A 26906-nucleotide genomic window follows, 5' to 3' on the forward strand; every position below is an offset into this window, starting at 1 on the left:
GATACATCGATGTGAATTAAGGGACATCGATCCACAATATGTGCGCATGAAAATATAAACATATTGGTTTAACAGTTCCCGATTAGGAACGGGATGTTAGAATACTGTGACAAACAAAAGGTAACAGTTAAGTAATGTATTTGGTGAACAATGACGGGGGCTGAAATATGAGGGTCAACGTCATGAGGCCAATATTTAAGCCTGAGGGCGTTTCGAATCCGGACTTCGTGCTGTATCCGTACCACATCTTTCACCTAAAGCTCCTCTACAAGCGTCTGGGCAGAAGCGACCGCGTTCTCGATTACTTCGCCTACGTGGACCTCTACCGTCTCGGGGCGGAGAGGGGGGACGGATTCATAGACCTCTACGAGTGGGACGTGGAGGAGAAGAAGGTAATGGAGCCGCTCGTTGATTACGAGGAGGCGAGGATGAAAGCCTTTGAAAGCGCGATAACCTGGGGGAACTCGAGGATCGTCTCCTGGTGGCTTCCCAGAATAGAGATAGTGCGGGAGGCCCGGGCCTACAAGGTGTTCTGGCTCTACGAAAAGGATGGGGAAAAGCTCATCATGGACAGCCTCGATGGGAAGGAGTTCAGCCTCGACGCGGTAACCGGAAAGGACGGGAGGAAGTGCAGGGGGCCGTTCTGCCGTTAGATAAGGAAAAGATGTCAACTCCAAAAAGTTCGCGGAGTATCCTTAGCTCCCCGATGTTTGACAGCCCTATAAAAGGACTCGTGTTTGATACCACGATCATTCCAGACCCTCAATGGCCTTGATGTCCTCCTCGGCCTCTTCTCTCGTGTAGTTTAGCGGGACACCCCTCTTCCTCAGCTCGTAGAGGAATTCCCTCACACTCAAACCTGCAAATTCGGCAGCCTTTCCGAGGCTCAGCTTTTCCTCCCGGTATAGCTCTATGGCCGCGAGGAGAACAAGCTCCCTCTCAGGCTTTGGGCCGAGGAAGTCACGGAATCCCTCGGGCATTGCACTCTCCATAATCCCACCCAATCTGTCTTTGGCATTCATTGAGAAAAACCTTTCTACCTCGCGTGAATCTCCACTATGTCCCCGTCCTCAAGGACGTGGTCGGCCCCAACGCGCTGGCCAGGGAACTTGACGCTCTTGCCCCAGACACGGGCGTAGCGGAAGTTCCTGGCGAAGTCCTTGTGGATCCTCTCCGCCAGATCCATAACCGTTGAGCCCTTCTTCAGCGGCACCGGTGGATAGGCCGGCTCCTCGCCGGGGCTCTTGGTGAAGACGCGGATTATCCCGGCCAGCTCGTATAGCTCGTCTTTGAGCTTGTCAAGCTGTATCTTCCTCTTCGCCGAGACGGGGATTATCTTGAACCTGTCCCCGTAGGCCTCAACGAGTTTCTCGTAGTTCTCCTTGCTTCCCGGGGCGTCGCCCTTGTTGGCGATGATTATAGCCCTCCTCCAGACGAGGCTCTCGTCGAGTGCGTCTGCGAAGTCCTCGAGCGTCACGGGTTCTTTCACCGTTATCTCCGCGGAGTGAATCCTCTCCTCGCGGAGCATCTTCATGACCTCGCTTATGTCGCCCTTGATGTTCTCCTGGCCGTTGATGACGATTCCGCCCATCGCGGTTCTCTTTATCTCAACCCTCGGGCGGCGTTTGTTGAGCTTTATCCCCGCCCTCTCGAACTCCCTGAGAAGGGTTTCCAGCTGCTTTACCGGATCCTGGGATAGGTCAACGACTATGGCCACGGCGTCGGCGTTTCTGATAACGCTCAGCAGCTGCGGCCCCATTCCCTTTCCGAGGGCGGCGCCCTCCACGAGGCCGGGAACCTCAACGAGCTGTATCTGAACGTCCCTGTGGTGCATCATTCCTGGGATGGGCTCGACGGTGGTGAAGGCGTAATCCGCGACGTCGGCGTCGACGTTTGTGAGTGCCTTCATAAGGGAGCTCTTTCCAACGTTCGGGAGGCCAGCGAGGACTATCTGTGCCGCGCCCTCTTTCCTGACGCTCAGCGATGGGCCGCCACCGCCCTTCTTCATCTGCCGCTGCTTCTCCAGCTCCTTCCTCAGCTCGGCGAGCTTTCGCTTTATCTGGAGTCTGAGCTTTTCCGTTCCCTTGTGCTTGGGGACGGTGGCGTACATCTTCTCAAGGGCGCGTATCTTTTCGGGAATCGTCCTGGCGTTCCTGTACTCCTCCTCCGCCGCGAGGTATTCCGCTGTCACGTTCGTTGGCATCGCTGACCCTCCCAGAACTTCTAGAGGTAAAAGGTGAGCGGCGTTTTATAAAAGTATGGTTCTCCAAAATCGGCAAGTTTATATAACCTTTCGAAAATTTTTTACCGGCGGTGATGCTCATGCGAATGGGTTTGGACGAGACTGACAAGAAAATCCTCTCCATCCTCCAGAAGAACAGCAGAACGCCCCTGAGGGAGATTTCCAAGGAGGTCGGGCTGGCGGAGTCAACGGTCTACGAGAGGATCAAGAAACTGAAGGATCGGGGCATAATAAGGAAGTTCACGGTCATACTTGACCCCGACTCCCTCGGTTTCCAGATCCTGGCGTTCATCCTCATAAAATCCAAGGCCGGTATGTACGCTCACGTCGCCAACGAGCTCAAGCAGCACCCCCAGATCGTCGAGATATACGAGACCACCGGCGACTACGACATGCTGGTCAAAATCCGAACCGGCGGGAGCGACGAGCTCAACGAGTTTCTCGACACCATCGGTGAGATCGACGGCGTAGTGGCAACCCATACCATGGTCGTCCTCAAGATACACAAGGAGACCACGGAGCTTCCTCTCTGACCGTTTCTGCCCAAAAATCCTTATAAGTGCCCCCTTTCTATTTTCTCCAAGCGTTTGAGTGGGGGTGTTCGGCATGAGGGTGCTGTTTCTCAGTGCGGACGAGTTCGAAGACCTGGAGCTTATATACCCCCTCCACAGGCTCAAGGAGGAGGGACACGAGGTCTATGTGGCGAGCTTTGAGAGGGGGAGACTAACCGGCAAGCACGGCTATTCCGTGAACGTTGACTTGGCCTTTGACGAGGTCGACCCGGACGAGTTCGACGCCCTCGTCCTGCCCGGGGGAAAGGCGCCTGAGATAGTCCGGCTCAACGAGAAGGCAGTTGAGATAACCAGGAAGATGTTCGAGGCCGGAAAGCCGGTGGCGAGCATCTGCCACGGCCCGCAGATACTCATCTCGGCGGGCGTACTGAAGGGCAGGAAGGGAACGAGCACGGTAACCATCAGGGACGACGTGAGAAACGCCGGGGCCGAGTGGGTGGACGAGCCGGTGGTCGTTGACGGCAACTGGGTGAGCTCAAGGCACCCCGGCGACCTCTACGCCTGGATGAGGGAGTTTGTTAAGCTCCTCCGCTGACCTTCGGCTTTTCTTTTAACGGTTGGGGGATGAGTTTTTAAGCTCCCCGGGTTTCTCTCTCTTGGTGAGAATCATGACGGAGAAACTCATACGTTCAGGGGAGAACAGAATCCTCCTCGGTGTACTCGGCGGCATAGCCGAGCACCTCAACGTTGACCCCACCCTTGTAAGGCTGATCTTCGTGGTTCTTCTGGTGTTCAACCCCGTCGCCATGACATTGCTCTACTTCCTTGCGGCGCTCATAATACCCGAGGAGGGCGAAGAGGCTGAGGAACCCCTGGCAGACAGGCTCGGAAACCTGGTGGACGAGACGGGGGAAAGGCTGGGGGAGGTCTTCTCCGGAAACGAAAACTCGAAGGCAATCGCCCTCCTGCTGATAGTGCTGGGCGCAATACTGCTGGCCGGCCCCTTCATGCCGTTCCTCCTGCCTGCGGTGGACTTCAGAACCCTGCTGGCGGTGGCCTTCCTCGTTATGGGAATAATACTCCTCATGAGGGGTGATTGAGATGAGAACCTTTGGCTTGATTCTGGTTTTCCTTGGCTTCCTCCTGCTCCTCAAGGAATTTCAGCCGGCCTTCCTCGACTGGCTCAGGCCGTACGCACCTTACATAAAGGACGCCTTCTGGGGCGTTACGCTCATAGCCTTCGGACTCTACATGCTGACCAGGAGAGCCGCCCGCAGACTGGTGCTGCTCCTCTATCTCATCTACCTGCTCCTGTACCTGGTGGTCTGAATGGAACGGTGGAGGATAATCCGGGCTTTCACCCTTGGCCCCCTCCTTGAGGCGGCCCTTCCAAAACCGGGCAACGTGAGCCGCTTTAGGGACTTCAATGACCTGACGTTCTACCACTTCCTCTTCGCCGAGACCGCCGTCCTCGGCGTTTACTACGAGGCGATAAAGACCGCAGAGTTACTCAGGAAGGGTATCCTTGAGCCCCGGGAAGCTGGAATCGGGGAGCTGATAAAGAGGGCGGTTCAGGCATCGCGCGAGGCTCAGGACGCCAACCCCAACTTCGGGATCATAGCCCTTTCGATCCCTCTAATCATGGGGCTGGGCATGGGGAAGAACATGCTCGACGCCAGGGAGAAGGCCAAGCTCCTCATCGACGAATCAACGGTCAGGGACACGATGGAGCTCTACCGGGCGATAAGGATAGCCAACCCCAAAGGAATCCCCTCCGGGGTCAAGTACGACGTTTACAGCGACGATTCCTTCAGGGAGCTCTTCCAGGACGGTATCAACCTGTCCAGGCTCGCCGAGATAAGCTGTGAGCGCGAGATGATATTCTGCGAGTGGCTCAAGGAGTACGAGCTGAGCTACTCCACCTTTGGACGGCTCTACGAGCTGATAAAGGAGCTCCCTCTGGAGGAGGCCGTGCTCAGGGCTTTCCTTGAGCTTCTTGCCCATAACCTCGACACGCTGATAGTCAGGAAGGCCGGCATCGAAGAGGCGAGGCTCGTTCAGGAGAACGCCGGGAAAGTCCTTGAGGGAAAGATGGGCATCGAGGAGTTCGATGCGTTCATGCGGGAGAAGGGAGACCTGAGGAACCCCGGCAGTTTGGCCGATATAATGGCCGTCTCGCTCAGCCTTCTCGTCCTGAGGGGGCTGAGGGTGGAAATGAGAAACGGGAAGGTCTGGGGAGTTATAGGACGACCCTAAACCTCTTCGCCCCGCCGGGACCGAGGCCAAGTGCCTTGCTGTCGATGACAACTGCATCCCCTCCGAGCTCGTCGAGCATGCGTATCTTAAGGCCCGAGAGCTCGAAAACCTCCTCCTCGTCGCCGAACTCCTCGTTTATCTGCTCCCTTATGAACTCGTAGGCTTCCCTTCCCAGGAGGACAACGTCCGGCTCGTAGCCGTCGAGCTTCAGCTCGTTGGCCTTCTCCTCAACTGAGCTGAGAACACGAATCAGGTCTCCGCGCATTTTCAACACCGTGAAAAGTTGAACCTCCGGCTAAAAAATGTGCCGGTGGGAGCATCACCCTTCTCCGATGCTTCCCGCCGTGAAGGCCTCTGCGTAAGCCTTGACCGTCTCCTCGTCGCCCATTATCATGAGGACTCTCACCAGATCCATGCCCTTGACCTCAGAGAATTCGACGTAGAGGTAATCGCCGCCTCTGCGGTAGAGTTTTGCACTCAACGGCCTGAAGTACTCGTTCTCGGTGGGTTTTTTATCCAGGATTCTCTCCTCAAATCCCTCCGCCTTTATGGCCTCGTCGAGCTGGGCGATTACCGCTTCAATGGGGCAGGTGCAGGCCCCGGTGAGCTCTGTCCTCCTTCTCTCCGAGATGCCGCCGCTCATCAGGAAGTCCGTCCCGTTCGAGTTCGCAAGGTTTTCCGTTACCTCCCAGGTGGTGTTCTTCGTGGGTATCACGTAGTGGGCGAAGTAAACGTTCCCCGCGGGCAGTTCGATGTCCTGCCTTTTTATCTCTCCCCTGTTTCCGGCAACTACCGGGTAGTACATTCCCCTCGCGGTGTCGTTGTTCTCGAAGAAGACGGCACTGCCAGCCAGCGTGCACTCAGGCAGTATTCCCATCTCCGCCGGCCAGTTCTCCGCGTGCAGGTAACCGCTGCTCGTTCCTTCACTCAGCGATACCTTTGGAACGAACTCCAGAAAATCGCTGAATTCCATCATGCGGTTGTCCACAAGCTCCCTGACGCTCCAGCCGGTCCAGGCGTTTGCGTGGGTGAATCCGGGCTCGGTCTCAAGCGTGCAGGTTACGGTGGAGTAGTCCACCCCGTCGCTGGAGTCCTTGCTTGGTAGCTGGTTCCCTGATATGTAGTAACCCAGCGTGAGAACCACAACAACGGAAAGAACCAGGACGGCAACCTTCACATTCTTATCCATTTTGGAGCCCCCCTATTACACGGTGGGCTATTCTTCTATTTAACCCTTTCTATCACAAGAAGTGAAATTTCGGCCAAAACCAAGTTATAAAAATTTAAGTCCCGGGCAATAAAACCGTGAAACGCTAAAGCCCGAACGCCCCCTTGATGCCGTTGATTATCATCTGAACCGCCATAGACGTTAGTATGAGACCCATCATTCTCGTCATAACCTTTATTCCTACCCTGCCAAGCTTCCTCTGTATCCTGTTGGAGGAGCAGAGGATCAGCCAGACGGTCAGGCCTATCGCGAGAATGCTCGCCACCACCGTCGCCTTCTCCGGAATGGAAGTGCTCTTTGCCATGTAGAGCATGACCGTGGTTATCGCACCGGGCCCCGAGATAAGGGGTATCGCCAGGGGTATTATGGCAACCTCCTCCAGCGTGACCACTTCCTCGCTGAACTCCTCCGTCTCCTCTTTGCTTATCTTGACCGTCGAGAGCCTGCCAGAGAGCATGTCCATGGCCATCTTGAATAGGAGGATTCCCCCGGCTATCGCGAAGGCGTCTATGCTGGATCCGAAGAACTTGAATATCCACTCCCCTATGAGGGCGAAGACGACGAGGGTCACGATAACCGTGGTGGCGGTTTTTTGTGCTATCTCCCTCCTCTGGCTCCAGGAGAGGTCGTGGGTGACCCCGAGGAAGACTGGAACCGCTCCGACCGGGTTCGTTATCGCGAACAGTCCGCCGTAGAGTATCACGAAATACTTGATCAGCTCTATCACGTCACCACCCGAAGGCGGGAAGAAGAGGGGGTTAAAAACCTAACCCTTGATTATCTCGAAGGAGTACGTGACCTCGGCACCGCTCAGTTTGACGTGGGCAGAGGCGGAGCAGTACTTGTCCTGACTCAGCTCTATCGCGCGCCTGGCTTTCTCTTCCTTCACGTCGCCGTATATCCTGTAGTGGAGGTGGATTTTCCGGTATATCTTCGGGTGCTCCTCCCTCCTCTCGCCGCTGATCTCGACCTCCAGCCCTTCGATCGGCTCGCGCATCTTCTGGAGAATCATGACGACGTCGTAGGCGGTGCAGCCGGCAACACTCAGAAGGAGGAGCTTCATGGGGCTTATCCCGCCCTCCCCAAGTATGACGGAGCATTTGTCGCTCTCCACCCTGCCGATGAACTGATAGTCCTTGAACCACTCAACCTTTCCCCTCACAGGTTCGGTCATGAGCATCACCGGTTCCACCTCGGGCAAGGACTTTAAAGGGGTTTCTGAAACTTGAGGTGATGTACATACGTCCATTTGACCCCTGGAAGGCGAAGCTCTGCACCTGCCCCTTCAAGTACACGCTGAACATCTATACCGGCTGCGACCACGCGTGCGTTTACTGCTACATAACGGGCTACATCCCCAACGCCTTCCGCGTGCGGACGAAGGAGGCTCTTCTGCCAAAGCTGGAGAGGGAGCTCAGGCGGTTCGACAAAAGGTACATCATCGCCCTCTCCTACTCCTCCGACCCCTACCCGACGGTGGAGCGTGAGCTGGGCATAACCCGGAGCGTTCTCAAGCTCTTCAGGCGCTACGACGTCCGCTGCCTGCTCCTCACGAAGTCGGATATCTTTGAGCGCGACCTGGACGTTCTGAGCAATCTCAAGTGCGCCGTCGGAATAACGGTAACCACGGTGGATAAACGGAAGGCGAAGCTGCTGGAGCCGAATGCTCCCTCCCCGAGGGCGAGAATAAGGGCCCTCCTGAAGGCAAAGAAAGCTGGAATTCCCGTCTACGCGCGCATAGACCCGATAATACCCTTCTACACCTGGGAGGACTTCGAGGAGACGCTCGACGCTTTAAGCTTCGTGAGTCACATAACCGTCTCAACGCTGAAGCTCAGGCCGGACTCGAAGAAACGGATGTTCGCCAAGTTTCCGGAGCTGATGGAGAGGCTCTGGCCCCTCTACGAGAGGGGGGAGAAGATTGGGGGATACCACTACCTGCCTCGCGGGCTGAGGTTTGGGATCCTAAGGGAAGCGGAGAGAAAGGTTTTGGAAAGGGGAATCAGCTTTGGCTCGTGTCGGGAGGGTTATCGGTCGTTTCCGAGCTGTGATGGCTCTCACCTTGTTCCTCCGTAATGGATGAGGCTTCTTCGATTTCCGCCTTCCCGAGCTTTTCCCTGAGCTCCGCCTCTATCTCGACCCTCTCAAGCTCGAGCCTCTTCGCCCGGTACTCGGCCGCGGCCCTTACGAGGGCTCCGTACAGTCTCTCCATCTCGGGCAGGTATTCGGGCTGCCACTGGACGCCCAGAATGAATCCTTCGGTGCCCTCCGCTCCTTCTATCGCTTCGATCAGCCCATCGACCGCGTACGCAACCGGCCGGATTCCTTCGCCCACCCTCTTGACGGCCTGGTGGTGGAAGCTGTTCACCCGGAGGTAGACCTCGTTGGTACCCTCTATGTCCAGCTTGTCCTTGAGTATCCCGTAGAGCTTTGAGTTCATCTTTATCCTGACCCCGTGGACACGCTGGCTTGGCCCTATGAGTTTGAGCTCCCAGTCGTGCTTTATTGCCTTGGGTATCTCGTTGAGGTCTTGGTAGAGGGTTCCGCCCAGGGCCACGTTTATGACCTGCATGCCCCTGCAGATACCGAGTATTGGAACACCCCTCTCAACGGCCTTTTTCACGAGGCTTATCTCAAACTCGTCCCTGTCAACATCGACGTACTTGATGGCACTGGAGGGGTCCTCCCCGTAGAAGTGGGGGTGAACGTCGGGCCCCTCTATGAGGAGTATGCCATCGACGTGCTCCAGAACCTCGTCCGGTGATGCGGCGGTGTTGAAAACCGCGGGGGTTCCGCCGGCCGCCGCGACCTTCTCGATGTGGGTTCTGTCCAGAAACAGCCTGTTCCTCGAGTGGTCAATCTGACCGATTATACCGATCAGCGGTTTCATGACTATCACCTTAACTGGGGTTCTAAGAAGGGGATAAAAAGCTTTGCGAAAGGAAAAGAAGAGGGGTCAGCCCTTGAGGGCCTTCATCTCTTCCTCTATGACCTCGGCGAGCCTCTTGACGCCCTCGCGTATCTTCTCCTCGGGCACGTAGGTGAAGTTCAGGCGCATCGTGTTCTTGACGTCGCGGTGGGCGAAGAACGCCTCGCCGGGAACGTAGGCGACGCCCTTGGAGACGGCTTTCTCCATCATGAGCTTGGTGTCGATGCCCTCCGGGAGGGTGACCCAGATGAACATTCCTCCCTCGGGCTTGGTCCACCTGACACCCTCGGGCATGTACTCCTCGAGGGCCTCGAGCATGGCATCCCTGCGGGGCCTGTAGAACTCGATTATCTTCGGTATCTGCTCGTCGAGGTAGCCCTCCTCAACGTACTTCCAGGCGATGAGCTGCGCGAGCGTGTTGGCGCAGAGATCAACGGCCTGTTTGGCTATCTCCATCTTTCTTATGAAGTGCGGGTGGGCGGCTATCCATCCGAGCCTGAATCCTGGCGCGAGTATCTTTGAGAACGTTCCGAGGTAGAGGACCCTTCCCTCGTCGTCGAAGTGCTTGATCGGCGGGATGGGCTCTCCGGAGTAGCGGAGCTCCGCGTAGGGGCTGTCCTCAACGATGAGGAAGTCGTATTCCCTCGCGAGCTCGATGAGCCTCTTCCTCCTGTCGAGGCTCATGGTGACGCCCATCGGGTTCTGGAAAGTTGAGACCGTGTAAACGAATTTGATCTTCTTGCCCTCGGCGTTGAGCTTTCTGAGCTTCTCCTCGAGGAGGTCGACCATCATACCGTTGTCGTCCATGGGAATGCTGATAAACTCGGGGTCGTAGTACTTAAACGCGTTGAGTGCCGCGAGGTAGGTCGGTCCCTCGACGACGACCATGTCTCCGGGGTTGATGAACGTCCTTCCGATGAGATCGAGGGCCTGCTGGCTGCCGGCCACCATCATTATCTCGACCTTGCTGGTCGGAATGCCGTAGCGCTTCTCCATCCAGTCCGCGAGGGTAAGGCGGAGCGGGGTGAAGCCCTTGGTGGTTCCGTACTGGAGCGCCTTGTCGGCGTGGTGGGTGAGAACGTCCTGGGCTATCTCCCTGATCTTCTCAACAGGGAAGGTCTCCGGGGCGGGTAGGCCGCCGGCGAGGGAGATGACGTCAGAGCTCTCGACGAGCTTGAGGAGCTCCCTGATCTCCGAGGCCTTCATCCTCTGGGCCTTGTCCGAGAAGTACGTCTCAAAATCCAGTGAACCTGAACCCAGCTTGCGCATGAGTTTTTCCTCCACTTCCGTTCCCCCCATTAAATGCACACTTTTGAGCACGTCACCAATTCTATACACTTAACGATGGCGGCGATTGGTTATAAATCTTTCTGCAATGGTCGTTAGGCCCATTTACAAATGTAAAGGATACCATCCTGGTATTTTTCCTTACATCAAGGAACTAAAATCTTCATCGATGAACATAAAAAGCTCTATAAACCCTCCCGACATAATATGGGGTTACCAGCAAGGGGGGATGGAAATGCCTGTGGTGAATGAAGTGCTCGAGATTGCCCAGGAGATCAGGGATATGAGGATAAGGGGTGCGGGCAAGATAGGGCGGTACGCGGCCTACGCCCTCCAGATCCAGGCGGAGAAGAGCGGAGCGACGGACGTTGATGCGTTCTGGGACGAGATGAAGAAGGCCGCCAGGCTTCTCTATGAGACCCGGCCCACCGCCGTCTCACTCCCCAACGCCCTCCGTTACGTCATGCACCGCGGAAAAGTGGCGTACGCCGGCGGTGCCGACCTCGACCAGCTGAAGTTCATCGTCATAAACGCGGCCAAGGAGTTCATCCACAACTCCGAAAAGGCCCTTGAGAGAATAGGCGAGATGGGGGCGAAGCGCATAGAGGACGGGGACGTCATAATGACCCACTGCCACAGCAAGGCAGCGATAAGCGTCATGAAGACCGCCTGGGAGCAGGGGAAGGACATAAAGGTCATCGTCACCGAGACGAGGCCCAAGTGGCAGGGCAAGCTCACCGCGAAGGAGCTCGCAAGCTACGGCATTCCGGTCATTTACGTCGTTGACTCTGCGGCCAGGCACTACATGAAGATGACCGACAAGGTGGTCATGGGGGCGGACAGCATAACCGTGAACGGAGCTGTGATAAACAAGATTGGAACGGCTTTGATAGCCCTCACCGCCAAGGAGCACAGGATTTGGACTATGATAGCCGCCGAGACCTACAAGTTCCACCCGGAGACCATGCTCGGCCAGCTGGTCGAGATAGAGATGCGCGACCCCCACGAGGTCATTCCGGAGGAGGAGCTCAGGACATGGCCGAAGAACATCGAGGTCTGGAACCCGGCCTTCGACGTTACCCCGCCTGAGTATGTGGACGTCATCATAACGGAACGCGGGATAATTCCGCCGAGCGCGGCGATAGATATCCTCAAGGAGGAGTTCGGCTGGGCGCTCAAGTACACCGAGCCCTGGGAGGACTGAGGCTCTTCTCCCTTTATTCCCCGTCTTGTCGATGGTGAAAAGTGAAAGGCTTTAGCCTTTGACTTTTCCCGCGGTGAAGGCTTCCGCGTAGGCCTTCACGACCTCCTTTTCCTCAGCGAGTATCATGAGAACCCTGACCAGATCCATGCCCTTGACCTCGGCGAACTCCACGTAGAGGTACTCGTCGCCCCTGCGGTAGAGCTTGACGCTGAGCGGCTTGAAGCAGTCGTTTTCCATGGGTGCGGTCCAGAGTTCGGTCTCTTCGAAGCCCTGGGCTTTAATGGAAGCCTCAAACCTCTCGATCAGCGTTTCTATCGGGCAGGTGCAGGTCGCTTTAAGCTCCACAGGGGTCTCGAAGAAGATGTGGTAGTCCCTGAAGTCCGTCCAGGTCCTGGTCGGCGTCAGGACGGTGAGTTTCCAGGTTGTGTTGGCCGTTGGAATGTACTGAACCGCGAAGTAGGCCTTTCCCGGCGGCAGTTCCAGCCACCGCCCGTTCCCTTCTCCCCAGCAGTCCCTAGCGTGTTTTGGAGGGGTTTCGTTCCTTAAAACCGCCTGGTAGAAGGATTGCCCGCTCTCCCTTCCTACCAGGGCCAGTGTAAAGCCGCCCATGGAGCACGGCACAGTCAGGTTGAACTTCTCCGGCCAGTGGATTAAGTAGGCGTTCCAGCCCTCCGGCGGGGAGGTGAGGTTCATGTTGGGGTAAACGACGAACCAGTCGTCCAGTGTAATCTCGGAGCCGTTGGTCACTTCGGTGATTCTTTTGCCTATCCACCCGCCGATTAGGGCGTTTTCTGGCTGCTTTGAATAGATAGTAAGCCTGCATTCCGGGCTACATTCCTGGGGACTTAACGTCTGGTTGTTGGGAGGGGTTGTTCCCTTTTCCCTGAAGTGGGGAATACTCAGCGTAGCGATCACTACCAGGGCTATCAGCAGAAAGATGAAAAAATGGAGCTTGGGTTTCTTGGAGCCTTTCATAGTGGCCTTCACCCTCCGTAGATGGGTTGACTATGGTCAATATCTGTTGGTTACGTCTCAAGCTTAATTTTGGGAGACCAGCGTTCCAGCACTGAACGCCTGTGCGTAGGCTTTCACGACTTTCTCATCGCCCATTATCATGAGAACTCTAACCAAATCCATGCCCTTGACCTCGGCGAACTCCACGTAGAGGTACTCGTCGCCTTTGCGATATATGTATATCTCTATTTGTGAGAATATTTCGTTGGGGGTACTCTTTTCACCAGATACCATCGTGCTAAAACCTGCCTCGGCTATTCCGTCCAAAACCTTTTTGATAATTGTGTGGCTGTTGCAGTAACAGGGGCTCGTAAAGTTCTTCACCCACAGTTCTGGATGGCCACAGACACTTAGATAGTCGATTACTCTACTGCAATAAACATGATCCCATTTGTCCCAACTAGTATTAGCCAGTGGAATGGCATATGTTGCCATATGCACCCTTCCGGGTGGCAGTTCTGATTCATAGTTTACGGTTTTTAGAAATATGCATCTCTCGTTTGTAAGGTCGATCTGGGAAGAGGTTGATACGCATAGGCCCAAATCGTGAAAACCCTTACTTGTAGAGTTGTTGTCCAGGGTAGCTTCTCCTCCCTGGATGTAACATGGAACGGTTATCCCAATTTCATGAGTCCAGTTTTGAAGGTACATCTTTCCTGCTGTTATGGATTTATTTAGGTCTGTCTTTGGAATTATTATTATGTTTTCATTAAATCTTACAGCTGAATTATTGGGAAGTCTCTCTGATACAATAATGTTCCCAAAAGAGTTTAATCCTGGGATAGTGTTCACATCATTTTTGCATTGATTTTCCATCAGATAGTGCTTCTCACTCTGATGGCCTTGACTTTGGGAAACATTAATCTGGCCTGACAGACTACCATGACTGGAGACGTTATTGTTACTCGCTTCGTGATCTGCGTAAGTAATAGTCAGAATAAAAATAACAAAAAGCACTGAAATAATATAAAGGGTCTTATTCATTTTCGGGGCACCTCCTCCAGTGAAGTTGGGCATATTCCTGATGGACAGGAATTTGGTTTGACAGTAACTATTGTTGCTCCCGGTAGGCTGTCAACGATCACCCAGTCGGAAGTTGGTCTGCCATTAAGCCACGATGCCCGTGTAGTATGAACGTAAATATGACGGGTGCCATCACTGTACTCACGGCCCTATAAGTAATACTGCCGCGGCTTTCCGGCCCATAACCTGCACCTCCAGTGGGGAATGGCATTACAAAATATGCCGTTGGACTATTTAACCCTTTCTATCACCAGAAGTGAAATTTCGGCCAAAACCAAGTTATATTATGGCGAACCCCATACAATTTTAAACCCCTACACAGGTTCTTAAAACTCTCAAGCTAACGGTGCTCATTGACTGTTGGGGGGTCTCCGCGGAAGTTGATGCAAAGAACACACAAGGGTTTAAAACGCCTAACCCTTTTATACTTCGGAAACAAAAACCGAGAGGGTGATGATGATGAAAGCTTACATAGCGGAGAACGTCAGGGGCATCTATGCCTTTGACGAGAGCGGTAATCTCATCGATCAGAAGGTCTTCTCCGGAAGGCCGGAGGTGAGCCTCGACAAGCTCCTCAAGGGCGAGCCGAGCGATGAGCTTTTGGCCTTCCTCGACGAGCTGAGCGGGGAGGGCTACGACGAGTTCGTGGTTGAGGACTCGGAGCTTAGCAGGAAGCTCAAGGAGCTCGGCTACAACGCCACCGCCGAGTTCCCGAACGTGGCAGGAGAAAAGCTCCGCTCAAGCCCCGGGGAGTTCCTCGGCGAGAAGTGGTTCGACGAGTACTTCAACGTCGGCGTCGCTCTCACCAGGCTCCGCATACAGGAGCAGAGCGGCGCGCGCGACAAGATGATTATACAGGCCATCGAAGCCTTAGACGACATTGACAAGGTCATAAACCTCCTCGTCTCCAGGCTGAGGGAGTGGTACGGCCTCCACTTCCCTGAGCTGGATGAGATACTGCCCAAGCACGAGCAGTACGTGGCCTTCGTCAAGGAGGTTGGCCCGAGGGAGAACGCCACGGAGGAGAGGCTCAGGAGTCTTGGTTTCCCGGATTCCAAGGTGGAGAAGATACTGAAGGCCGCAGAGACATCAATGGGCGCTCCGCTCGGCAAGTTCGACAGCGACATCATAATGAAGCTGGCCAGCGAGATAAACGACCTCTACAAGCTCAGGAAGGAGATAGAGGACTACCTGGAGACGGCCATGGATGAGGTCGCACCGAACCTGAAAGCTTTGGTCGGTGCGAAGCTCGCCGCCCGCCTTATGAGCCTTGCAGGAGGTCTCAAGGAGCTCGCCATAATGCCCGCCTCGACGATACAGGTCCTCGGTGCCGAGAAGGCCCTCTTCAGGCACCTGAGGAGCGGTGCTAAACCTCCAAAGCACGGCGTCATCTTCCAGTATCCTGCCATAAACCGCTCACCGTGGTGGCAGAGGGGTAAGATCGCGAGAGCTTTGGCAGGAAAGCTCGCCATAGCGGCGCGCGTTGACTACTTCTCCGGCGAGTACATAGCCGAGGAGCTGAAGCAGGAGATAGAGCAGCGCATCCAGGAGATAAAGCAGAAGTATCCGAACCCGCCCAAGAGGAAGGCCAAGCCTGAAAAGAAGAAGAAAAAGAAGAAGTTCAAGGGTAAGGAGAAGAAGGGTAAGGGCTTCGGCGGCAAGAAGAAGGAAAAGGCCGGAAAGGGTAAGAAGGGCGAGAAAGGCGGAAAGAAAAAGAAGAAGGGCGGCAAGAGGTGAGGTAGATGAGGATTAAGAAGCACAGGTTCCCCGGTGTTTACGTCTTCGTTGATGAGGACGGGAGCGAGAGGATAGCCACCAAGAACCTCGTTCCGGGCCAGAAGGTCTACGGCGAGAGGCTGATAAAGTCTGAGGGTGAGGAGTACAGGATATGGAATCCGAGCAGGTCGAAGCTCGGTGCGGCCATACTGAACGGTCTCGAGAACTTCCCGATAAAGCCAGGCTCAAAGGTTCTCTACCTCGGAGTGGCAAGCGGAACCACCGCCAGCCACGTCAGCGACGTTGTTGGCTGGGAGGGTAAGGTGTTCGGCGTTGAGTTCTCCCCACGCGTCCTGAGGGAGCTGGTGCCCCTTGTGGAGGAGCGCAGGAACCTCGTCCCGATACTCGGCGACGCCACCAAGCCGGAGGGCTACCGTGCGCTGGTCCCCAAGGTTGACGTCATCTTCGAGGACGTGGCCCAGCCGACGCAGGCAAAGATACTCATAGACAACGCCAGAGTCTTCCTGAAGAGCGGTGGCTACGCCATGATAAGCGTCAAAAGCAGGAGCATCGACGTCACGAAGGAGCCCGAGCAGGTCTTTAAGGAGGTCGAGAAGGAGCTCTCCGAGTACTTCGAGGTCGTTGAGAGGCTTTCACTCGAGCCCTATGAGAAGGACCACGCGCTGTTCGTCGTGAGGAAACCGTGACCTTCTTTATCCTTTTCTGTCCCCTTTCTTCGCCAATCGTCGAAAAAACCTTTTACTTTCACCGAAAGACTTTTATAACTCTCCCCTGAACCTTAGCCGAAGTTACGTTCAGCTTTTGTAGGTGATGCCCCATGAAAAAGCTCCTGAAGCCAAGGCGCGAAGTCGGCATCGTCGGCTACGGTGCCTACGTCCCGATGTATAGAATCAAGGCCGAAGAGATAGGAAGGGTCTGGGGAGTTTCCAGCTTCCCGATACAGGAGAAGGCCGTTCCGGGCCTTGACGAGGATGCGCTCACGATAGGAATTGAGGCCGCGAGAAACGCACTCAGGAGGGCCCGGATAGAGCCGGCGCTCATCAGGGCCGTCTGGTTCGGAAGCGAGAGCAAGCCCTACGCGGTCAAGCCCACCGGCACGGTCATAGCCGAGGCAATCGGTGCAACCCCCGACGTCAGCACGGCTGACTTCGAGTTCGCCTGTAAGGCCGGAACCGAGGCCCTGCAGACTGCCATAGGCTTCGTTGGCTCAGAGATGGCCGACTACGCCATGGCCATTGGAGCGGACACCGCCCAGGGAAGGCCCGGCGATCACCTTGAGTTCACCGCCGGTGCCGGTGGAGCGGCCTTCATAGTCGGCGAGAAGAGCAGCGAGACCGTTGCCTACTTCGAGGGCAGCTATTCATACGTTACCGACACGCCGGACTTCTGGAGGCGCCAGCACGAGCACTACCCTAGGCACGGAAACAGGTTCACCGGCGAGCCGGCCTACTTCCACCACATAGTCAACGCGGCTAAGACCCTCATGGAGGAGCTCGACCTCACGGTGGACGACTTCGACTACGCCGTCTTCCACCAGCCGAACGTCAAGTTCCCACTCACCGTTGCCAAAATCCTTGGCATTCCGAAGGAGAAGGTTCTTCCTGGCCTGCTCACCGGAATCATCGGAAACACCTACAGCGGCGCCACGATGGTTGGTGTCTCTGCCGTTCTCGACATTGCCAAGCCAGGGGACAGGATTCTGTGGGTCAGCTTCGGCTCGGGTGCTGGAAGCGACGCCTTCAGCATCGTCGTTCAGGACGCCATCGAGGAGAAGCGCGAGCTGGCTCCGAAGACCATGGACTACGTGAACAGGAAGAAGTACATCGACTACGCCCTCTACGCGAAGGCGAGGAGAAAGTTCATCATGTGAGGTGGTTGAGATGAGGAAGGCAGTCATAATAGGTGCCGGTATGACCCCCGTTGGCGAGCACTGGAGGCTCGGCCTCCGCGATTTGGCGGTCGAGGCTCTCCTCAAGGCTATGGACGATGCCGGAATAGAGAAGGTGGATTCCCTCTACGTCGGCAATATGATCTCAGGCCCCTTCGTCGAGCAGGAGAACCTCGGCGCGCTCATAGCCGACTGGGCCGGACTTGGAAACATTCCGGCCGTTAAAATCGAGGCCGCCTGTGCCAGCGGCGGTGCCGCGGTTCAGGAGGGCGTTAAGGCCGTCCTCAGCGGTCTTGAGGACGTCGTTGCCGTCGTCGGAGTCGAGAAGATGACCGACGCGTGGCCGAGCGACGCCACCAGATACCTGGCCTACGCGGCCGACGCCGAGTGGGAGCTCTTCCACGGCGCGAGCTTTGTGGCTCTGAATGCCCTCATCATGCGCTACTACATGAAGGCCTACGGCTACACCGAGGAGGATCTGGCGCTCTTCGCGGTCAACGCCCACGCCAACGGCGCCAAGAACCCCTACGCCATGTTCAAGCGCCCGATTAAGGTTGAAACTGTCCTCAAGAGCCCCTACGTTGCCGATCCGCTCAAGCTCTTCGACGCCTCGCCGGTCTGCGATGGTGCTGCATCTGTTATAATCACCACACCGGAGAAGGCCAAGGAGCTTGGCGTTCCGAAGGAGAAGTGGGTCGAGGTTGCCGGAATGGGGCGCGCCATAGACACCATAAGCCTCGCCAGCAGGGAAGACCTGCTAACCCTAAAGGCCGCCAAAGTGGCCGCCGAGAGGGCCTACAAGATGGCGGGCGTCGAGGCAAAGGACATCGACTTCTTCGAGGTTCACGACGCCTTCACCGTCATGGCGGCGCTAAGCCTCGAAGCCCTCGGCGCCGCGAAGAAGGGAGAGGGAGCGAAGCTGGCCAAGGAGGGACAGATAGCCATTGACGCCGACTATCCGATACAGACTATGGGAGGTCTCAAGGCGAGGGGACATCCGGTCGGAGCCACCGGCGTTTACCAGACGGTTGAGGCCGTCCTCCAGCTCCGCGGCGAGGCGCCGAGCCAGGTGCCGGATGCGGAAATCGGCCTGACCCAGAACATAGGTGGAACCGGTTCGAACATAACCGTTAACGTCTTTAGGAGGGTCTGAAATGGCGCGCCCGATGCAGGTTTCCCGCTACTGGAGGCACTTCCGTGAGAAGTACATGCTCATAGGCGGAAAGTGCGAGAACGGCCACGTGCACTTCCCGAAGAGGTCGGTCTGCCCGGTCTGTGGCTCAAGGGAGATCGAGGAAATCGAGCTGAGCGGCAAGGGCAAGGTCCTCAGCTGGACCATCGTCAGGAACCCGCCCAGCGGCTTCGAGTACTACAAGCCCTTCCCGCTGGCACTCGTGGAGCTCGAGGAGGGGCCCGTCGTCCTTACCCAGCTGACGGACGTCGACCCGGAGGAGATAGACTTCGGCATGGAGGTCGAGGTCGTCACCAAGAAGATAAGGGAGTTCGAGGAGGACGGAATAATCCTCTACGGCTACAAGTTCAGGCCTCCGGTGAAGTGAAGCCTTTTCTACTTCCTTTTTATGCCCGCTGTGGCTCAGGCCCGCTTAATCCTCAGCCTGTCACCGTTCTCAAACTCCATCTCCAGCCTTCCGCGCTCTGCCCGGACTTTCACCCCGTCAACGACGGTCTCTATCCTCCCATCCCTGGCCTCGACGCCCAGCATCTCGGCTATTTCCTCAACGCTCTTCAGAGAGCCTTTAACGGTCGTTTCCAGCTTTTCGCCCTCACTCTCTATGACGACCTTCAGCCTGCCTTTACCCTCACGTATGAAACTCTCCTCTTTCAACTTCACCACCTTCTCGGGACTTGGGGGGCTTATGCACGGCATCCCCACTCCTCCACACTTCATTCGGAAGCGTTCCCCTCTTTTCTCTTCAGGTCTTTCACCATGCGTACCCAGATTCCGCTCTGGCCGACTTTCTTAAAGCCGTAGCCCTCGTAGAACCTGATGGCGCCCTCGTTCTTCTCCCCGACCCACAGCTCGACCCTGTCGTTGTGCTTCCCCAGGTACTCCAGGCACTTCTCCATGAGCACGTGGCCTATGCCGTGTCCCTGAAACTTCCTGTCGAGCACGAACTCGTGGACTGCCCCGACGGTTCTCCCCTCGTACTTGCTGTACCAGTCGTTATCGCATACGATGAAGCCCGCTATCTCGTCGCCAATCTTCGCGATGAAAAAGCCGTCCTTCGCCTTGTTCCAGCACCAGCGGAGGTAGCGCTTCGCGTAGCTCTCCCCTTCACCGCCGTACTCCCGCATGCCCTCGTAGCCCCTCATGTATATCTCGATGAGTCTCTCCAGCGTGGCCTGGTCGAGTTTCCTGAGCCTTTCTACCTTCACTTCCGCCATCGATATAAGCTCATCGTGGGGTTTAAAAAGCATGACTCCCAGCTTTAAGTGGAGTAAGAAGGTGGTTGAGATGGGGAAGGCCAAGCCAAGGTACTGTGAGGTATGTGGGGCGCCGATAAGAGGTCCCGGTCACAGGATAAGGATCGAGGGGGCGGAAGTTCTCGTCTGCGACCGCTGTTATGAGAAATACGGCGGAAAGAAGCCCGGAACCTTCAGCATAATGCCCACCGGAAGGCGGCCGGTGAGAAGGACGTACTCGAGGCCGGCCTCCAGGCCCGCTCCGAAGCCGAGGACGGAGAGGCCGCTGTACACGGAGGAGATAGTTGAGGATTACGCCGAGAGGGTTTACAGGGCCATCCAGAAGAGCGGCAAGAGCTACGAGGAACTCTCCCACGAGGTCGGGCTCTCCATGAACGACCTCCGCGCCATCGCCCACGGCCACCGCGAGCCGACGATAAAGGAAGCGAAAAAGCTGGAGAAGTACTTCAAAATAAAACTCATCGAGACCTCCGGGGAGGAGGTTCTGGAGAAGAAGAGCATTCCGAGGGACTACGAGCCGACGCTCGGCGACATAGCCCACATCAAGATCAAGAAGCGGAAGAAGTGAGTCAGAGCTCCCCCAGCTCCCACTCCCCCTCTTCCCGCTCCCTCTTCTTCCTTAGCTCCTCCGCCCGGGTCCTCTTGGGAGGGTGGAAGCCTTTGAGCTTCTCAAAGGTTCCCCAGAGGCGCATTAGCTCTTCCCAGACTTCGGTATCGGGGGGAATCACGAGAACGTGGGCGGGTGGATGTATGTCCATAAGCCTCCCGATTGCCCTCGCCGGCGGGAGGTCTATCTGGGCGATCACGTGTGCCCTGAAGCGTCTCCTCGGCTTCTCGCCGCTTATCTTCTCAAAGGCCCAGTCCGAGAGTGCCGGGGGGATAATCCTCGGGTCGCCGCGTATCTGCATTCCTCCGTAGCGCACCAGGTCAGCCAGAGCGATGCTGGCCTTCTGAAAGTTGTCGGTCCTTACTAAAACCATCGTGTTTCTCATGGTCTCACCACCCCCAGCTCTGCCCAACACCTTTTAAGCCTTCTTGATTTTTAGTTACCGACACTTAAGAAAGTTCCAACTCCTGCCTGAACACTTGTGTGCATTTTCTCCGCTCCCCCTGCCATCGTGACCTAAACCTTTAAAAACTCAACCCGCCTCATTTATAAAGGGTTTTTAAACCCACCATCTGGAGGTGTAAGCCTTGGTCGACATGAGCAATGTAAAGCTCAGGATTGAGAATATTGTCGCTTCTGTGGACTTATTCACCCAGCTCAACCTTGAGAAGGTCATTGAAATCTGCCCCAACTCCAAGTACAACCCCGAGGAGTTCCCGGGCATCATCTGCCGCTTCGAGGAGCCCAAGGTGGCGCTCCTTATATTCAGCTCCGGCAAGCTCGTCGTCACCGGCGCCAAGAGCGTTGAGGACATAGAGCGCGCCGTCAACAAGCTCATCCAGATGCTCAAGAAGATAGGCGCTAGGTTCCAGCGCGCGCCGCAGATAGACATCCAGAACATGGTCTTCAGCGGCGACATAGGTATGGAGTTCAACCTCGATGCCGTCGCCCTGAGCCTGCCCAACTGTGAGTACGAGCCCGAGCAGTTCCCCGGCGTTATCTACCGCGTCAAGGAGCCGAGGGCGGTAATACTGCTCTTCTCGTCCGGAAAGATAGTCTGCTCCGGAGCGAAGAGCGAGCACGACGCCTGGGAGGCCGTTAGAAAGCTCCTCCGCGAGCTGGAGAAGTACGGCCTCATCGAGGAAGAGGAGGAGTGGTGAAACCCTCTTGTCCCAGAATCTTTTATTCCCCTCCTGAGAGCACCGGCCTGAGAGTCGGGGGACATATGGACTCAGCTTACCCTGGGGTAAGTTACTTACCGGGGGGTAAGTGGCATCCTCTTGATGACCTCTTCAACAACGGGGTCTGGAATTAGATACCTGCCTTCGTTTTTAGTAAGGTACCCATACTTTACTAGGTTTTTCAGCAGGTTTGAGAACTTTGAGTCGTTGATTTTGCCGCCTTTGAATTCGACGTACTCCTTAATCTCGCTCCACGTTTCGTTGCCCATGGCAACGGCCTTCAGTATGAGCCCATATCTCCTGCTGTACGAAAGCAGGGATGAGAGCTCCTCTTTGACAAGGGCCTCCGCCCGATGAAACAGCTCGTTCAGGGCATCCTTTTCCGGGAGTTTCCTCGCCCCCCTGAGATAACCGTACATGCTCAGCCATCCCACGATCCCATCGAGCCCGTCAACCGCCCGTTCGAGCTCAGAGGGGCTCACATCAATCCCGAGCTCTTTGAAACCGCTCTCCAGGAAGTCAATACTCCGCTCCCTGCTGAACCTCTCCAGCGTTATTTCCCTGGCGTATCTGCCGAAAAGCGGCTTTTTGGGATTATCAAGGCCGATGAAGTCGTGGAGCATTCCGACCTCCGAGCCCGTCAGAACGAACGTCAGGGCGGGAAGGTTATCAACCGCGTAGGCTATCAGCCCATCGTACTGAACCCCGGAAAGCCGGAGATACTGGGCCTCGTCGAACGCTATGACGACCCGCTTCTCTTCGCTTTCCGCCCATGAGTTTATCCTTTCCAGGATTTCAGCCAGATCGGGCTTTTTCTCAAATTCCACGTGGACTCCAGAAAAGCGGAGCCCTTTGATGGATGAAAGCGCCTCGGTTATGCCGAGCCTGAGCTTTCCGCCCGGTGGGAGAGACCCAATGAGCGAACTCAGGATTCTTTTCGCGAGCATTTCCTGTGGAATGGAGCCGTGAGTGAAGTACAGGGAGCGAACGTCTATCTTGGCGTGGGGAAGGCCCGATTCAGAGAGCGCAACGTTGAGGAGGGAGCTTTTTCCGAGGCGCCTTATCCCCAGTATTAGAACCAGCCTCTCCCCGAGGTGGAGGCCCTCTTCAAACTCCCTGAGCTCATTCTCCCTGTCGTACAAATCCTCCCGTCTCGTCTTGGGCTGGAGGTCGAACAGCAACTTACCCCACCGTAAGCTACTTACCCCGGGGTAAGTTATAAGGGTTTTGGCAACCCTGTAGAATGGCCTTATGGGGAATCAGAATAGTTAAAAATAGGGGCATCAGAGCCCCAGCATCTCCTTCGCCGCCTGGACACCGAGGTCGAAGGCCTTCATGTTGACGTCAACGGCCTTCGGCGGAACGCTGACGCGGATGACCTCTTTGACGTGCTCCGCCGAGAGCGGGAATCCCGGCGTCTGGGTCAGCGCGCCTATGAGGACGACGTTGGTCGTTATCACGTGGCCGGCCTTGACCGCGAGATCCTCGGCGTCGAAGGCCATGAACTTGGCCTGGAAGTCCTCCTCGACGACCTTCTTTATCTCCTTAAGGCTCGGGTAGGTGGCGAGCCCCATGGAGACCTGAACCGGCGGTATCGGCCTGGCGTTCGTGAAGACCAGCCCGCCCTTCTTGAGGTAGTTGATATACCTGAGGGCCTCGACCGGCTCGAAGGAGAGGATGACGTCCGCCTTCCCCTCGGGAACCATCGCGCCGTAGACCTCTTCGCCGAAGCGGACGTAGGCGATGACCGAACCAAAGCGCTGGCTCATTCCGTGGACCTCTCCCATCCTGACCTTGTGGCCGGCGCGGAGGGCGGCCCAGCCGAGAAGGTTGGCGGCGGTGAGGATTCCCTGGCCGCCAACTCCGGTGATAACAATGTTGTACTCCTTCATATCTCTCCCTCCCTGACCTTCTCAAAGGCGTCGAACGGACAGATCTGCGCACATCCGCCGCAGCCCCAGCACATGAGCTCGTCTATCTTGGCCTTTCCGGTCTCGGCGTCCCAGTAGATTGCCGGACAGCCGTAGGCGTTGATACATATCTTACAGCCGGTACACTTCTCCTCGTTGACCTGGTAGATTGGCCACTGTATCCTGGCCCTTCTGAGCTCTCCTATCCTGTGGAGGGCACAGACGCGCCTGGTGACGACGACGCTCACTCCCTCGACCTGGAGGGCCCTCTTCATGGTCTCGACGGTCGCCTTGATGTCGTACGGGTCGACGACCTCGACGAAGTCGGCGCCGAGCGCCTTGGCGACCTCCTCGATCTTTATCTGCTTGCCGGGTCCGTGCGGGGTGTCGCCGGTTCCCGGGTTCGGCTGGTCACCGGTCATTGCCGTGACGAGGTTGTCAACGACGACTATGAGGACGTTGGAGCGGTTGTAGATCGCGTTGGCCAGGGCGGGAAGGCCGGTGTGGAAGAACGTCGAGTCACCTATGGTGGCGACGATGACCTTCTTCTCCTTACCCCTCTTGTGCTCCTCCTCTGCAACGGAACCGTTGAGGGCTATGCTGAGGCCGTGGGCAACTCCGATTGAACCGCCCATCGCGACTGTCGTGTCAACGGCCTTGAGCGGCGGGAGGACACCAAGGGTGTAACAGCCTATGTCGCTTGGGAATATGGCGCGCGGCGTGGCGGCCTTCTTTATGGCGTAGAAGGTGTTCCTGTGCGGGCACGCCGGACAGAGGCTCGGCGGCCTCGGCGGAACCATTCCTTTAACCTTCTCATACTTCTCATCGAGCTCCTCGAAGTTCACAGGGGTCTCAAGGCCGAGGAACTTTGCTATTGCCTCAACGGCCCTCCTGGTGGTCATCTCATAAACTCTCGGCACGAGGTCCTTTCCGTGGATCGGGATTTTCAGGCCCTTGTCGTAGGCCCAGGTCTTGACCTGCTCCTCGACGACCGGCTCGAGCTCCTCAACGATGAGAACCTTCTCAAGACCGTCGAGGAACTTCTCAAGCAGGCCGTACGGGAGGGGGAACGGGGTTCCGAGCTTGAGGACCTTTACGTTCTCGACGCCGAGCCAGTGAAGGGCCTCCTTCACGTAGGAGTAGGCAAGTCCCGGAGCGATGATACCAACCTTGGCGCTCTCGTCGCCCTCTATCCAGTTGAACGGGCACTCGTTGAGCTCCTCGCGTATCTTCTCTATCTTCTCGAGTATCTGCGGGTGGAAGCGCCTCGAGTTGGCGGGTATGTCGACGAACCTGTTCGGGTCCTTCTTGAAGTTTCCAAACTTCCTCTTGCCCTGCTTTATCTCCTCGGGCAGCTCCCCGAGGACGATGTCTCCCCTGGCGTGCGACGTTCTGGTGGTCGTCCTCAGGATGACGAAGTGCTTGAACTTCTCGCTCAGCTCGAAGGCGTACTTCGTCATCTCCTTGGCTTCCATCGGGTCGCTGGGTTCGAGAACGGGAACGTTGGCGAACTTCGCGTAAACCCTCGTGTCCTGCTCGTTCTGGCTGCTCCACATGCTCGGGTCGTCGGCGACCATTATGACGAATCCGCCCTCGACGCCCATTCCAACGGCGCTCATGAAGGTGTCTGCCGCGACGTTCAGTCCAACGTGCTTCATGGCCGTCATGGCCCTGAGGCCACTCCATGCCGCTGAAAGGGCAGTTTCAAAGGCGACCTTCTCGTTGGTGGAGTACTCCATGTAGACGCCGGCCTTCTTGGCGACCATGGCCATTGTGTCGGTAAGCTCTGAACTCGGGGTTCCGGGATAGGCCGCAAAAACGGCTATGTTGGCCTCGAGGGCACCCCTGGCTATGGCCTGGTTGCCGAGGAGTATAACCTTCTCCCCGGGCTTGTCCCACAAAACCATGTCGGTAACCTTCGCCATCCAAAATCACCTCATTCCTCTTCCTTCAAAACTCCCTTAGCCTTTGCAAACTCCACGAGGGCATAAGCCGCGGCGGCCGCGTCCTCCGGCCTCTCGTAGCTCGGAATGCCTGCCTTCTCGAGAACCTCCTTCGCGGGCTCGCTCACGTAGCCTGCCATGAACAGACCGAGAACCGGCTTGCCGTTGTTGACCTCCTTAACCGCCCTCACGACGCCCTCCGCGTGCTCAGTCGGCGTCATGCCCGCGAAGGTCGGGACGACACAGATGCTTATGAGCATGTCAACGTTGGGGTCTTCGAGGAGAAGCTTTGCCGTTTTGTAGTAGTCCTCTCCCCTGGCGGAGGCTATCATGTCGACCGGGTTCTTGACTGCCGCCATCGGCGGAAGGAACGAGCGAAGTCCCTCGATGGTCTCCTCTTCGAGGTTGGCCAGCTTCAGCCCACGCTTGTCTATCTCATCCGCGGTGAGAACTCCCGGTCCGCCGGCGTTGGTCATTATGGCGACGCGGGTTCCCTTTGGCAGGGGCTGGGTGAAAGCGCGGGCCATGCTGAGCATGTCGTCTATCGTGTCCGCGACGATTATTCCGCTCTGCTTGAAGGCCGCCTCGTATATCTTGTAGGAACCCGCGAGCGAACCCGTGTGGGAAGATGCCGCTCTCGCTCCGCTCTCGCTCTTGCCAGCTTTGAGGACGATGACCGGCTTCTTCCTGGTGGCGCGCTTGGCTATCTCCATGAAAGCCCTTCCGTTCTTCAGGCCCTCAATGTAGAGCGCGATTGCTTTGTCCTCCTCCGTGTCTGCCAAATACTCCATAAACTCGGCGAAGTCAACATCCGCCATGTTGCCTATGCTGACGAACTTGGAGAAGCCTATTCCTTCCTTGACGGTCTTGTAGATTATGCCCGCTCCGAGGGCACCGCTCTGGCTTATGAAGGCTATGTCTCCCTTCTTCGCGTTGGTCACGAAGGTGGCGTTCATGGCGTTGTGGGTGTTCATTATACCGACACAGTTGGGGCCGACTATGCGCATGCCGTATTTGTGGGCTATCTCAACGAGCTCGCGCTCCTCCCTCTTGCCCTCCTCGCCGACCTCACCGAAGCCCGCCGTGATGAGGATTATTCCCTTGACGCCCTTCTCGCCGCAGTCCTCTACCGTGCCCTTGACGAAGCGCTTCGGAACGACGACAACGGCCAGGTCAACCTCGTCCGGAATGTCCTTCACGTTCTTGTAAGCCTTGACGCCCTGAACGACCTCGTCCTTGACGTTCACAGGATAAACCTTGCCGTCTTTGTAATCCTTGAGGTTCTTGAAGACCTCATAGCCAAGCTTGAGCGGGTCGTTGGATGCTCCGATAACCGCTATGGCCTTTGGCTTGAAGAAGTAATCAAACGTCATCACATCACCGGCCTAAACTCGGCGGAATTCTATATAAGCTTTCCTAAAAAGGACAGCGAGGTAAATATGGGCATGGTAGAGGAAAAGTAAAGCCCCAATGGGCTAAAAAGGACATCAATGGATAAAA

At 56.4% G+C, this 26906-nt stretch carries 32 protein-coding genes; 15 read left to right on the forward strand and 17 right to left on the reverse strand.

The window, feature by feature from the left end:
- Window positions 1-167 precede the first annotated feature (167 nt).
- Window positions 168-653, forward strand: coding sequence for a hypothetical protein (locus E3E42_RS10040; RefSeq protein ID WP_167904449.1), 486 nt, complete (start codon window positions 168-170; stop codon window positions 651-653).
- Between the two features lie 96 nt (window positions 654-749).
- On the opposite strand, the gene E3E42_RS10045 is transcribed toward E3E42_RS10040, so the two are convergent.
- Complete coding sequence (locus tag E3E42_RS10045; RefSeq protein WP_167904450.1) at window positions 750-992, reverse strand: UPF0175 family protein; 243 nt, start codon at window positions 990-992, stop codon at window positions 750-752.
- Between the two features lie 44 nt (window positions 993-1036).
- On the reverse strand, window positions 1037-2203 hold the full coding sequence (locus E3E42_RS10050) for a GTP-binding protein (protein WP_167904451.1): 1167 nt from the start codon (window positions 2201-2203) through the stop codon (window positions 1037-1039).
- 119 nt (window positions 2204-2322) lie between these two features.
- Between E3E42_RS10050 and E3E42_RS10055 the strand changes: the two genes are divergently transcribed.
- From E3E42_RS10055 to E3E42_RS10075, 5 genes are all read left to right on the forward strand, one after another.
- On the forward strand, window positions 2323-2775 hold the full coding sequence (locus tag E3E42_RS10055) for an Lrp/AsnC family transcriptional regulator (RefSeq protein WP_167904569.1): 453 nt from the start codon (window positions 2323-2325) through the stop codon (window positions 2773-2775).
- A gap of 73 nt (window positions 2776-2848) precedes the next feature.
- On the forward strand, window positions 2849-3349 hold the full coding sequence (gene pfpI, locus E3E42_RS10060) for a deglycase PfpI (RefSeq protein WP_167904452.1): 501 nt from the start codon (window positions 2849-2851) through the stop codon (window positions 3347-3349).
- Window positions 3350-3422: 73 nt separating this feature from the next.
- A complete protein-coding gene (locus E3E42_RS10065; RefSeq protein WP_167904570.1) occupies window positions 3423-3854 on the forward strand; it encodes a PspC domain-containing protein in 432 nt (143 codons plus the stop codon).
- Window position 3855: 1 nt separating this feature from the next.
- Complete coding sequence (locus tag E3E42_RS10070; protein ID WP_167904453.1) at window positions 3856-4083, forward strand: hypothetical protein; 228 nt, start codon at window positions 3856-3858, stop codon at window positions 4081-4083.
- Window positions 4084-5010: a triphosphoribosyl-dephospho-CoA synthase gene (locus E3E42_RS10075; protein WP_167904454.1), complete on the forward strand. Its 927-nt coding sequence runs from the start codon at window positions 4084-4086 to the stop codon at window positions 5008-5010.
- Here E3E42_RS10075 and E3E42_RS10080 read toward each other — a convergent pair.
- The 4 genes from E3E42_RS10080 to E3E42_RS10095 form a co-directional block, all read right to left on the reverse strand.
- Window positions 4994-5275: a family 4A encapsulin nanocompartment shell protein gene (locus E3E42_RS10080; protein ID WP_014789223.1), complete on the reverse strand. Its 282-nt coding sequence runs from the start codon at window positions 5273-5275 to the stop codon at window positions 4994-4996. The genes E3E42_RS10075 and E3E42_RS10080 overlap by 17 nt on opposite strands.
- Before the next feature lie 54 nt (window positions 5276-5329).
- Window positions 5330-6199 (reverse strand): hypothetical protein, encoded by an 870-nt coding sequence (locus tag E3E42_RS10085; protein ID WP_167904455.1) that lies wholly within the window; start codon window positions 6197-6199, stop codon window positions 5330-5332.
- Between the two features lie 124 nt (window positions 6200-6323).
- Window positions 6324-6965, reverse strand: a complete 642-nt coding sequence (gene snatA / locus E3E42_RS10090; RefSeq protein WP_167904456.1) for a neutral amino acid NAAT transporter SnatA — start codon at window positions 6963-6965, stop codon at window positions 6324-6326.
- 39 nt (window positions 6966-7004) lie between these two features.
- Entirely contained in the window at window positions 7005-7412 is a 408-nt protein-coding gene (locus E3E42_RS10095) for an OsmC family protein (RefSeq protein ID WP_014013369.1), read from the reverse strand.
- A gap of 59 nt (window positions 7413-7471) precedes the next feature.
- Here E3E42_RS10095 and E3E42_RS10100 point away from each other — a divergent pair, with 59 nt between their 5' ends.
- On the forward strand, window positions 7472-8314 hold the full coding sequence (locus E3E42_RS10100) for a radical SAM protein (RefSeq protein ID WP_167904457.1): 843 nt from the start codon (window positions 7472-7474) through the stop codon (window positions 8312-8314).
- Here E3E42_RS10100 and E3E42_RS10105 read toward each other — a convergent pair.
- Window positions 8241-9128, reverse strand: coding sequence for a gamma-glutamyl-gamma-aminobutyrate hydrolase family protein (locus E3E42_RS10105; protein WP_167904571.1), 888 nt, complete (start codon window positions 9126-9128; stop codon window positions 8241-8243). The two genes, E3E42_RS10100 and E3E42_RS10105, sit on opposite strands and share 74 nt — an antisense overlap.
- Window positions 9129-9194: 66 nt before the next feature.
- A complete protein-coding gene (locus tag E3E42_RS10110) occupies window positions 9195-10451 on the reverse strand; it encodes a PLP-dependent aminotransferase family protein (protein ID WP_167904458.1) in 1257 nt (418 codons plus the stop codon).
- Between the two features lie 238 nt (window positions 10452-10689).
- Between E3E42_RS10110 and E3E42_RS10115 the strand changes: the two genes are divergently transcribed.
- Complete coding sequence (locus tag E3E42_RS10115; protein WP_167904459.1) at window positions 10690-11658, forward strand: ribose 1,5-bisphosphate isomerase; 969 nt, start codon at window positions 10690-10692, stop codon at window positions 11656-11658.
- A 51-nt stretch (window positions 11659-11709) separates the two neighbouring features.
- Here E3E42_RS10115 and E3E42_RS10120 read toward each other — a convergent pair whose 3' ends face one another.
- Window positions 11710-12633, reverse strand: a complete 924-nt coding sequence (locus E3E42_RS10120) for a hypothetical protein (protein ID WP_206206100.1) — start codon at window positions 12631-12633, stop codon at window positions 11710-11712.
- A gap of 63 nt (window positions 12634-12696) precedes the next feature.
- Complete coding sequence (locus E3E42_RS10125; RefSeq protein ID WP_167904460.1) at window positions 12697-13656, reverse strand: hypothetical protein; 960 nt, start codon at window positions 13654-13656, stop codon at window positions 12697-12699.
- A gap of 498 nt (window positions 13657-14154) precedes the next feature.
- Here E3E42_RS10125 and E3E42_RS10130 point away from each other — a divergent pair, with 498 nt between their 5' ends.
- The 5 genes from E3E42_RS10130 to E3E42_RS10150 all read left to right on the forward strand — a co-directional run bounded on the left by E3E42_RS10130 (window position 14155) and on the right by E3E42_RS10150 (window position 18879).
- Window positions 14155-15432, forward strand: coding sequence for a C/D box methylation guide ribonucleoprotein complex aNOP56 subunit (locus tag E3E42_RS10130; protein WP_167904573.1), 1278 nt, complete (start codon window positions 14155-14157; stop codon window positions 15430-15432).
- A gap of 5 nt (window positions 15433-15437) precedes the next feature.
- Complete coding sequence (locus E3E42_RS10135; protein ID WP_167904461.1) at window positions 15438-16118, forward strand: fibrillarin-like rRNA/tRNA 2'-O-methyltransferase; 681 nt, start codon at window positions 15438-15440, stop codon at window positions 16116-16118.
- A gap of 131 nt (window positions 16119-16249) precedes the next feature.
- Window positions 16250-17302 (forward strand): hydroxymethylglutaryl-CoA synthase, encoded by a 1053-nt coding sequence (locus E3E42_RS10140; RefSeq protein ID WP_167904462.1) that lies wholly within the window; start codon window positions 16250-16252, stop codon window positions 17300-17302.
- A gap of 10 nt (window positions 17303-17312) precedes the next feature.
- Window positions 17313-18473 carry a thiolase domain-containing protein gene (locus E3E42_RS10145; protein ID WP_167904463.1) on the forward strand — a complete coding sequence of 387 codons (1161 nt, stop codon included), beginning with the start codon at window positions 17313-17315 and terminating at the stop codon, window positions 18471-18473.
- 1 nt (window position 18474) lies between these two features.
- A complete protein-coding gene (locus E3E42_RS10150; protein ID WP_167904464.1) occupies window positions 18475-18879 on the forward strand; it encodes a Zn-ribbon domain-containing OB-fold protein in 405 nt (134 codons plus the stop codon).
- 35 nt (window positions 18880-18914) lie between these two features.
- Here the strand turns inward: E3E42_RS10150 and E3E42_RS10155 are convergent, their stop codons facing one another.
- Together E3E42_RS10155 and E3E42_RS10160 are read right to left on the reverse strand one after the other, a co-directional pair.
- On the reverse strand, window positions 18915-19172 hold the full coding sequence (locus E3E42_RS10155) for a hypothetical protein (RefSeq protein ID WP_370519650.1): 258 nt from the start codon (window positions 19170-19172) through the stop codon (window positions 18915-18917).
- A gap of 53 nt (window positions 19173-19225) precedes the next feature.
- Window positions 19226-19726 (reverse strand): GNAT family N-acetyltransferase, encoded by a 501-nt coding sequence (locus tag E3E42_RS10160; RefSeq protein WP_167904466.1) that lies wholly within the window; start codon window positions 19724-19726, stop codon window positions 19226-19228.
- A 70-nt stretch (window positions 19727-19796) separates the two neighbouring features.
- Between E3E42_RS10160 and E3E42_RS10165 the strand changes: the two genes are divergently transcribed.
- Window positions 19797-20333, forward strand: coding sequence for a multiprotein bridging factor aMBF1 (locus E3E42_RS10165; RefSeq protein WP_167904467.1), 537 nt, complete (start codon window positions 19797-19799; stop codon window positions 20331-20333).
- Between the two features lies 1 nt (window position 20334).
- Here E3E42_RS10165 and E3E42_RS10170 read toward each other — a convergent pair whose 3' ends face one another.
- Entirely contained in the window at window positions 20335-20757 is a 423-nt protein-coding gene (locus tag E3E42_RS10170; protein WP_167904468.1) for a DUF356 domain-containing protein, read from the reverse strand.
- 202 nt (window positions 20758-20959) lie between these two features.
- On the opposite strand from E3E42_RS10170, the gene E3E42_RS10175 reads away from it, so the two are divergent.
- Window positions 20960-21532 (forward strand): TATA-box-binding protein, encoded by a 573-nt coding sequence (locus tag E3E42_RS10175; RefSeq protein ID WP_167904469.1) that lies wholly within the window; start codon window positions 20960-20962, stop codon window positions 21530-21532.
- 95 nt (window positions 21533-21627) lie between these two features.
- On the opposite strand, the gene E3E42_RS10180 is transcribed toward E3E42_RS10175, so the two are convergent.
- The 4 genes from E3E42_RS10180 to E3E42_RS10195 form a co-directional block, all read right to left on the reverse strand.
- On the reverse strand, window positions 21628-22734 hold the full coding sequence (locus tag E3E42_RS10180) for an ATP-binding protein (protein ID WP_167904470.1): 1107 nt from the start codon (window positions 22732-22734) through the stop codon (window positions 21628-21630).
- A 102-nt stretch (window positions 22735-22836) separates the two neighbouring features.
- Window positions 22837-23445, reverse strand: a complete 609-nt coding sequence (locus E3E42_RS10185) for an indolepyruvate oxidoreductase subunit beta (RefSeq protein ID WP_167904471.1) — start codon at window positions 23443-23445, stop codon at window positions 22837-22839.
- The gene (iorA, locus tag E3E42_RS10190; RefSeq protein ID WP_167904472.1) at window positions 23442-25388 is read right to left on the reverse strand and encodes an indolepyruvate ferredoxin oxidoreductase subunit alpha; all 1947 of its coding nucleotides are present in this window, start codon (window positions 25386-25388) and stop codon (window positions 23442-23444) included. Before iorA ends, E3E42_RS10185 begins: the two co-directional genes overlap by 4 nt.
- A gap of 11 nt (window positions 25389-25399) precedes the next feature.
- On the reverse strand, window positions 25400-26779 hold the full coding sequence (locus E3E42_RS10195; RefSeq protein ID WP_167904574.1) for an acetate--CoA ligase family protein: 1380 nt from the start codon (window positions 26777-26779) through the stop codon (window positions 25400-25402).
- Window positions 26780-26906 lie beyond the last annotated feature (127 nt).

Source organism: Thermococcus sp. JdF3 (genome assembly GCF_012027495.1).
In the GTDB taxonomy this organism is placed as follows: Archaea; Methanobacteriota_B; Thermococci; order Thermococcales; family Thermococcaceae; genus Thermococcus.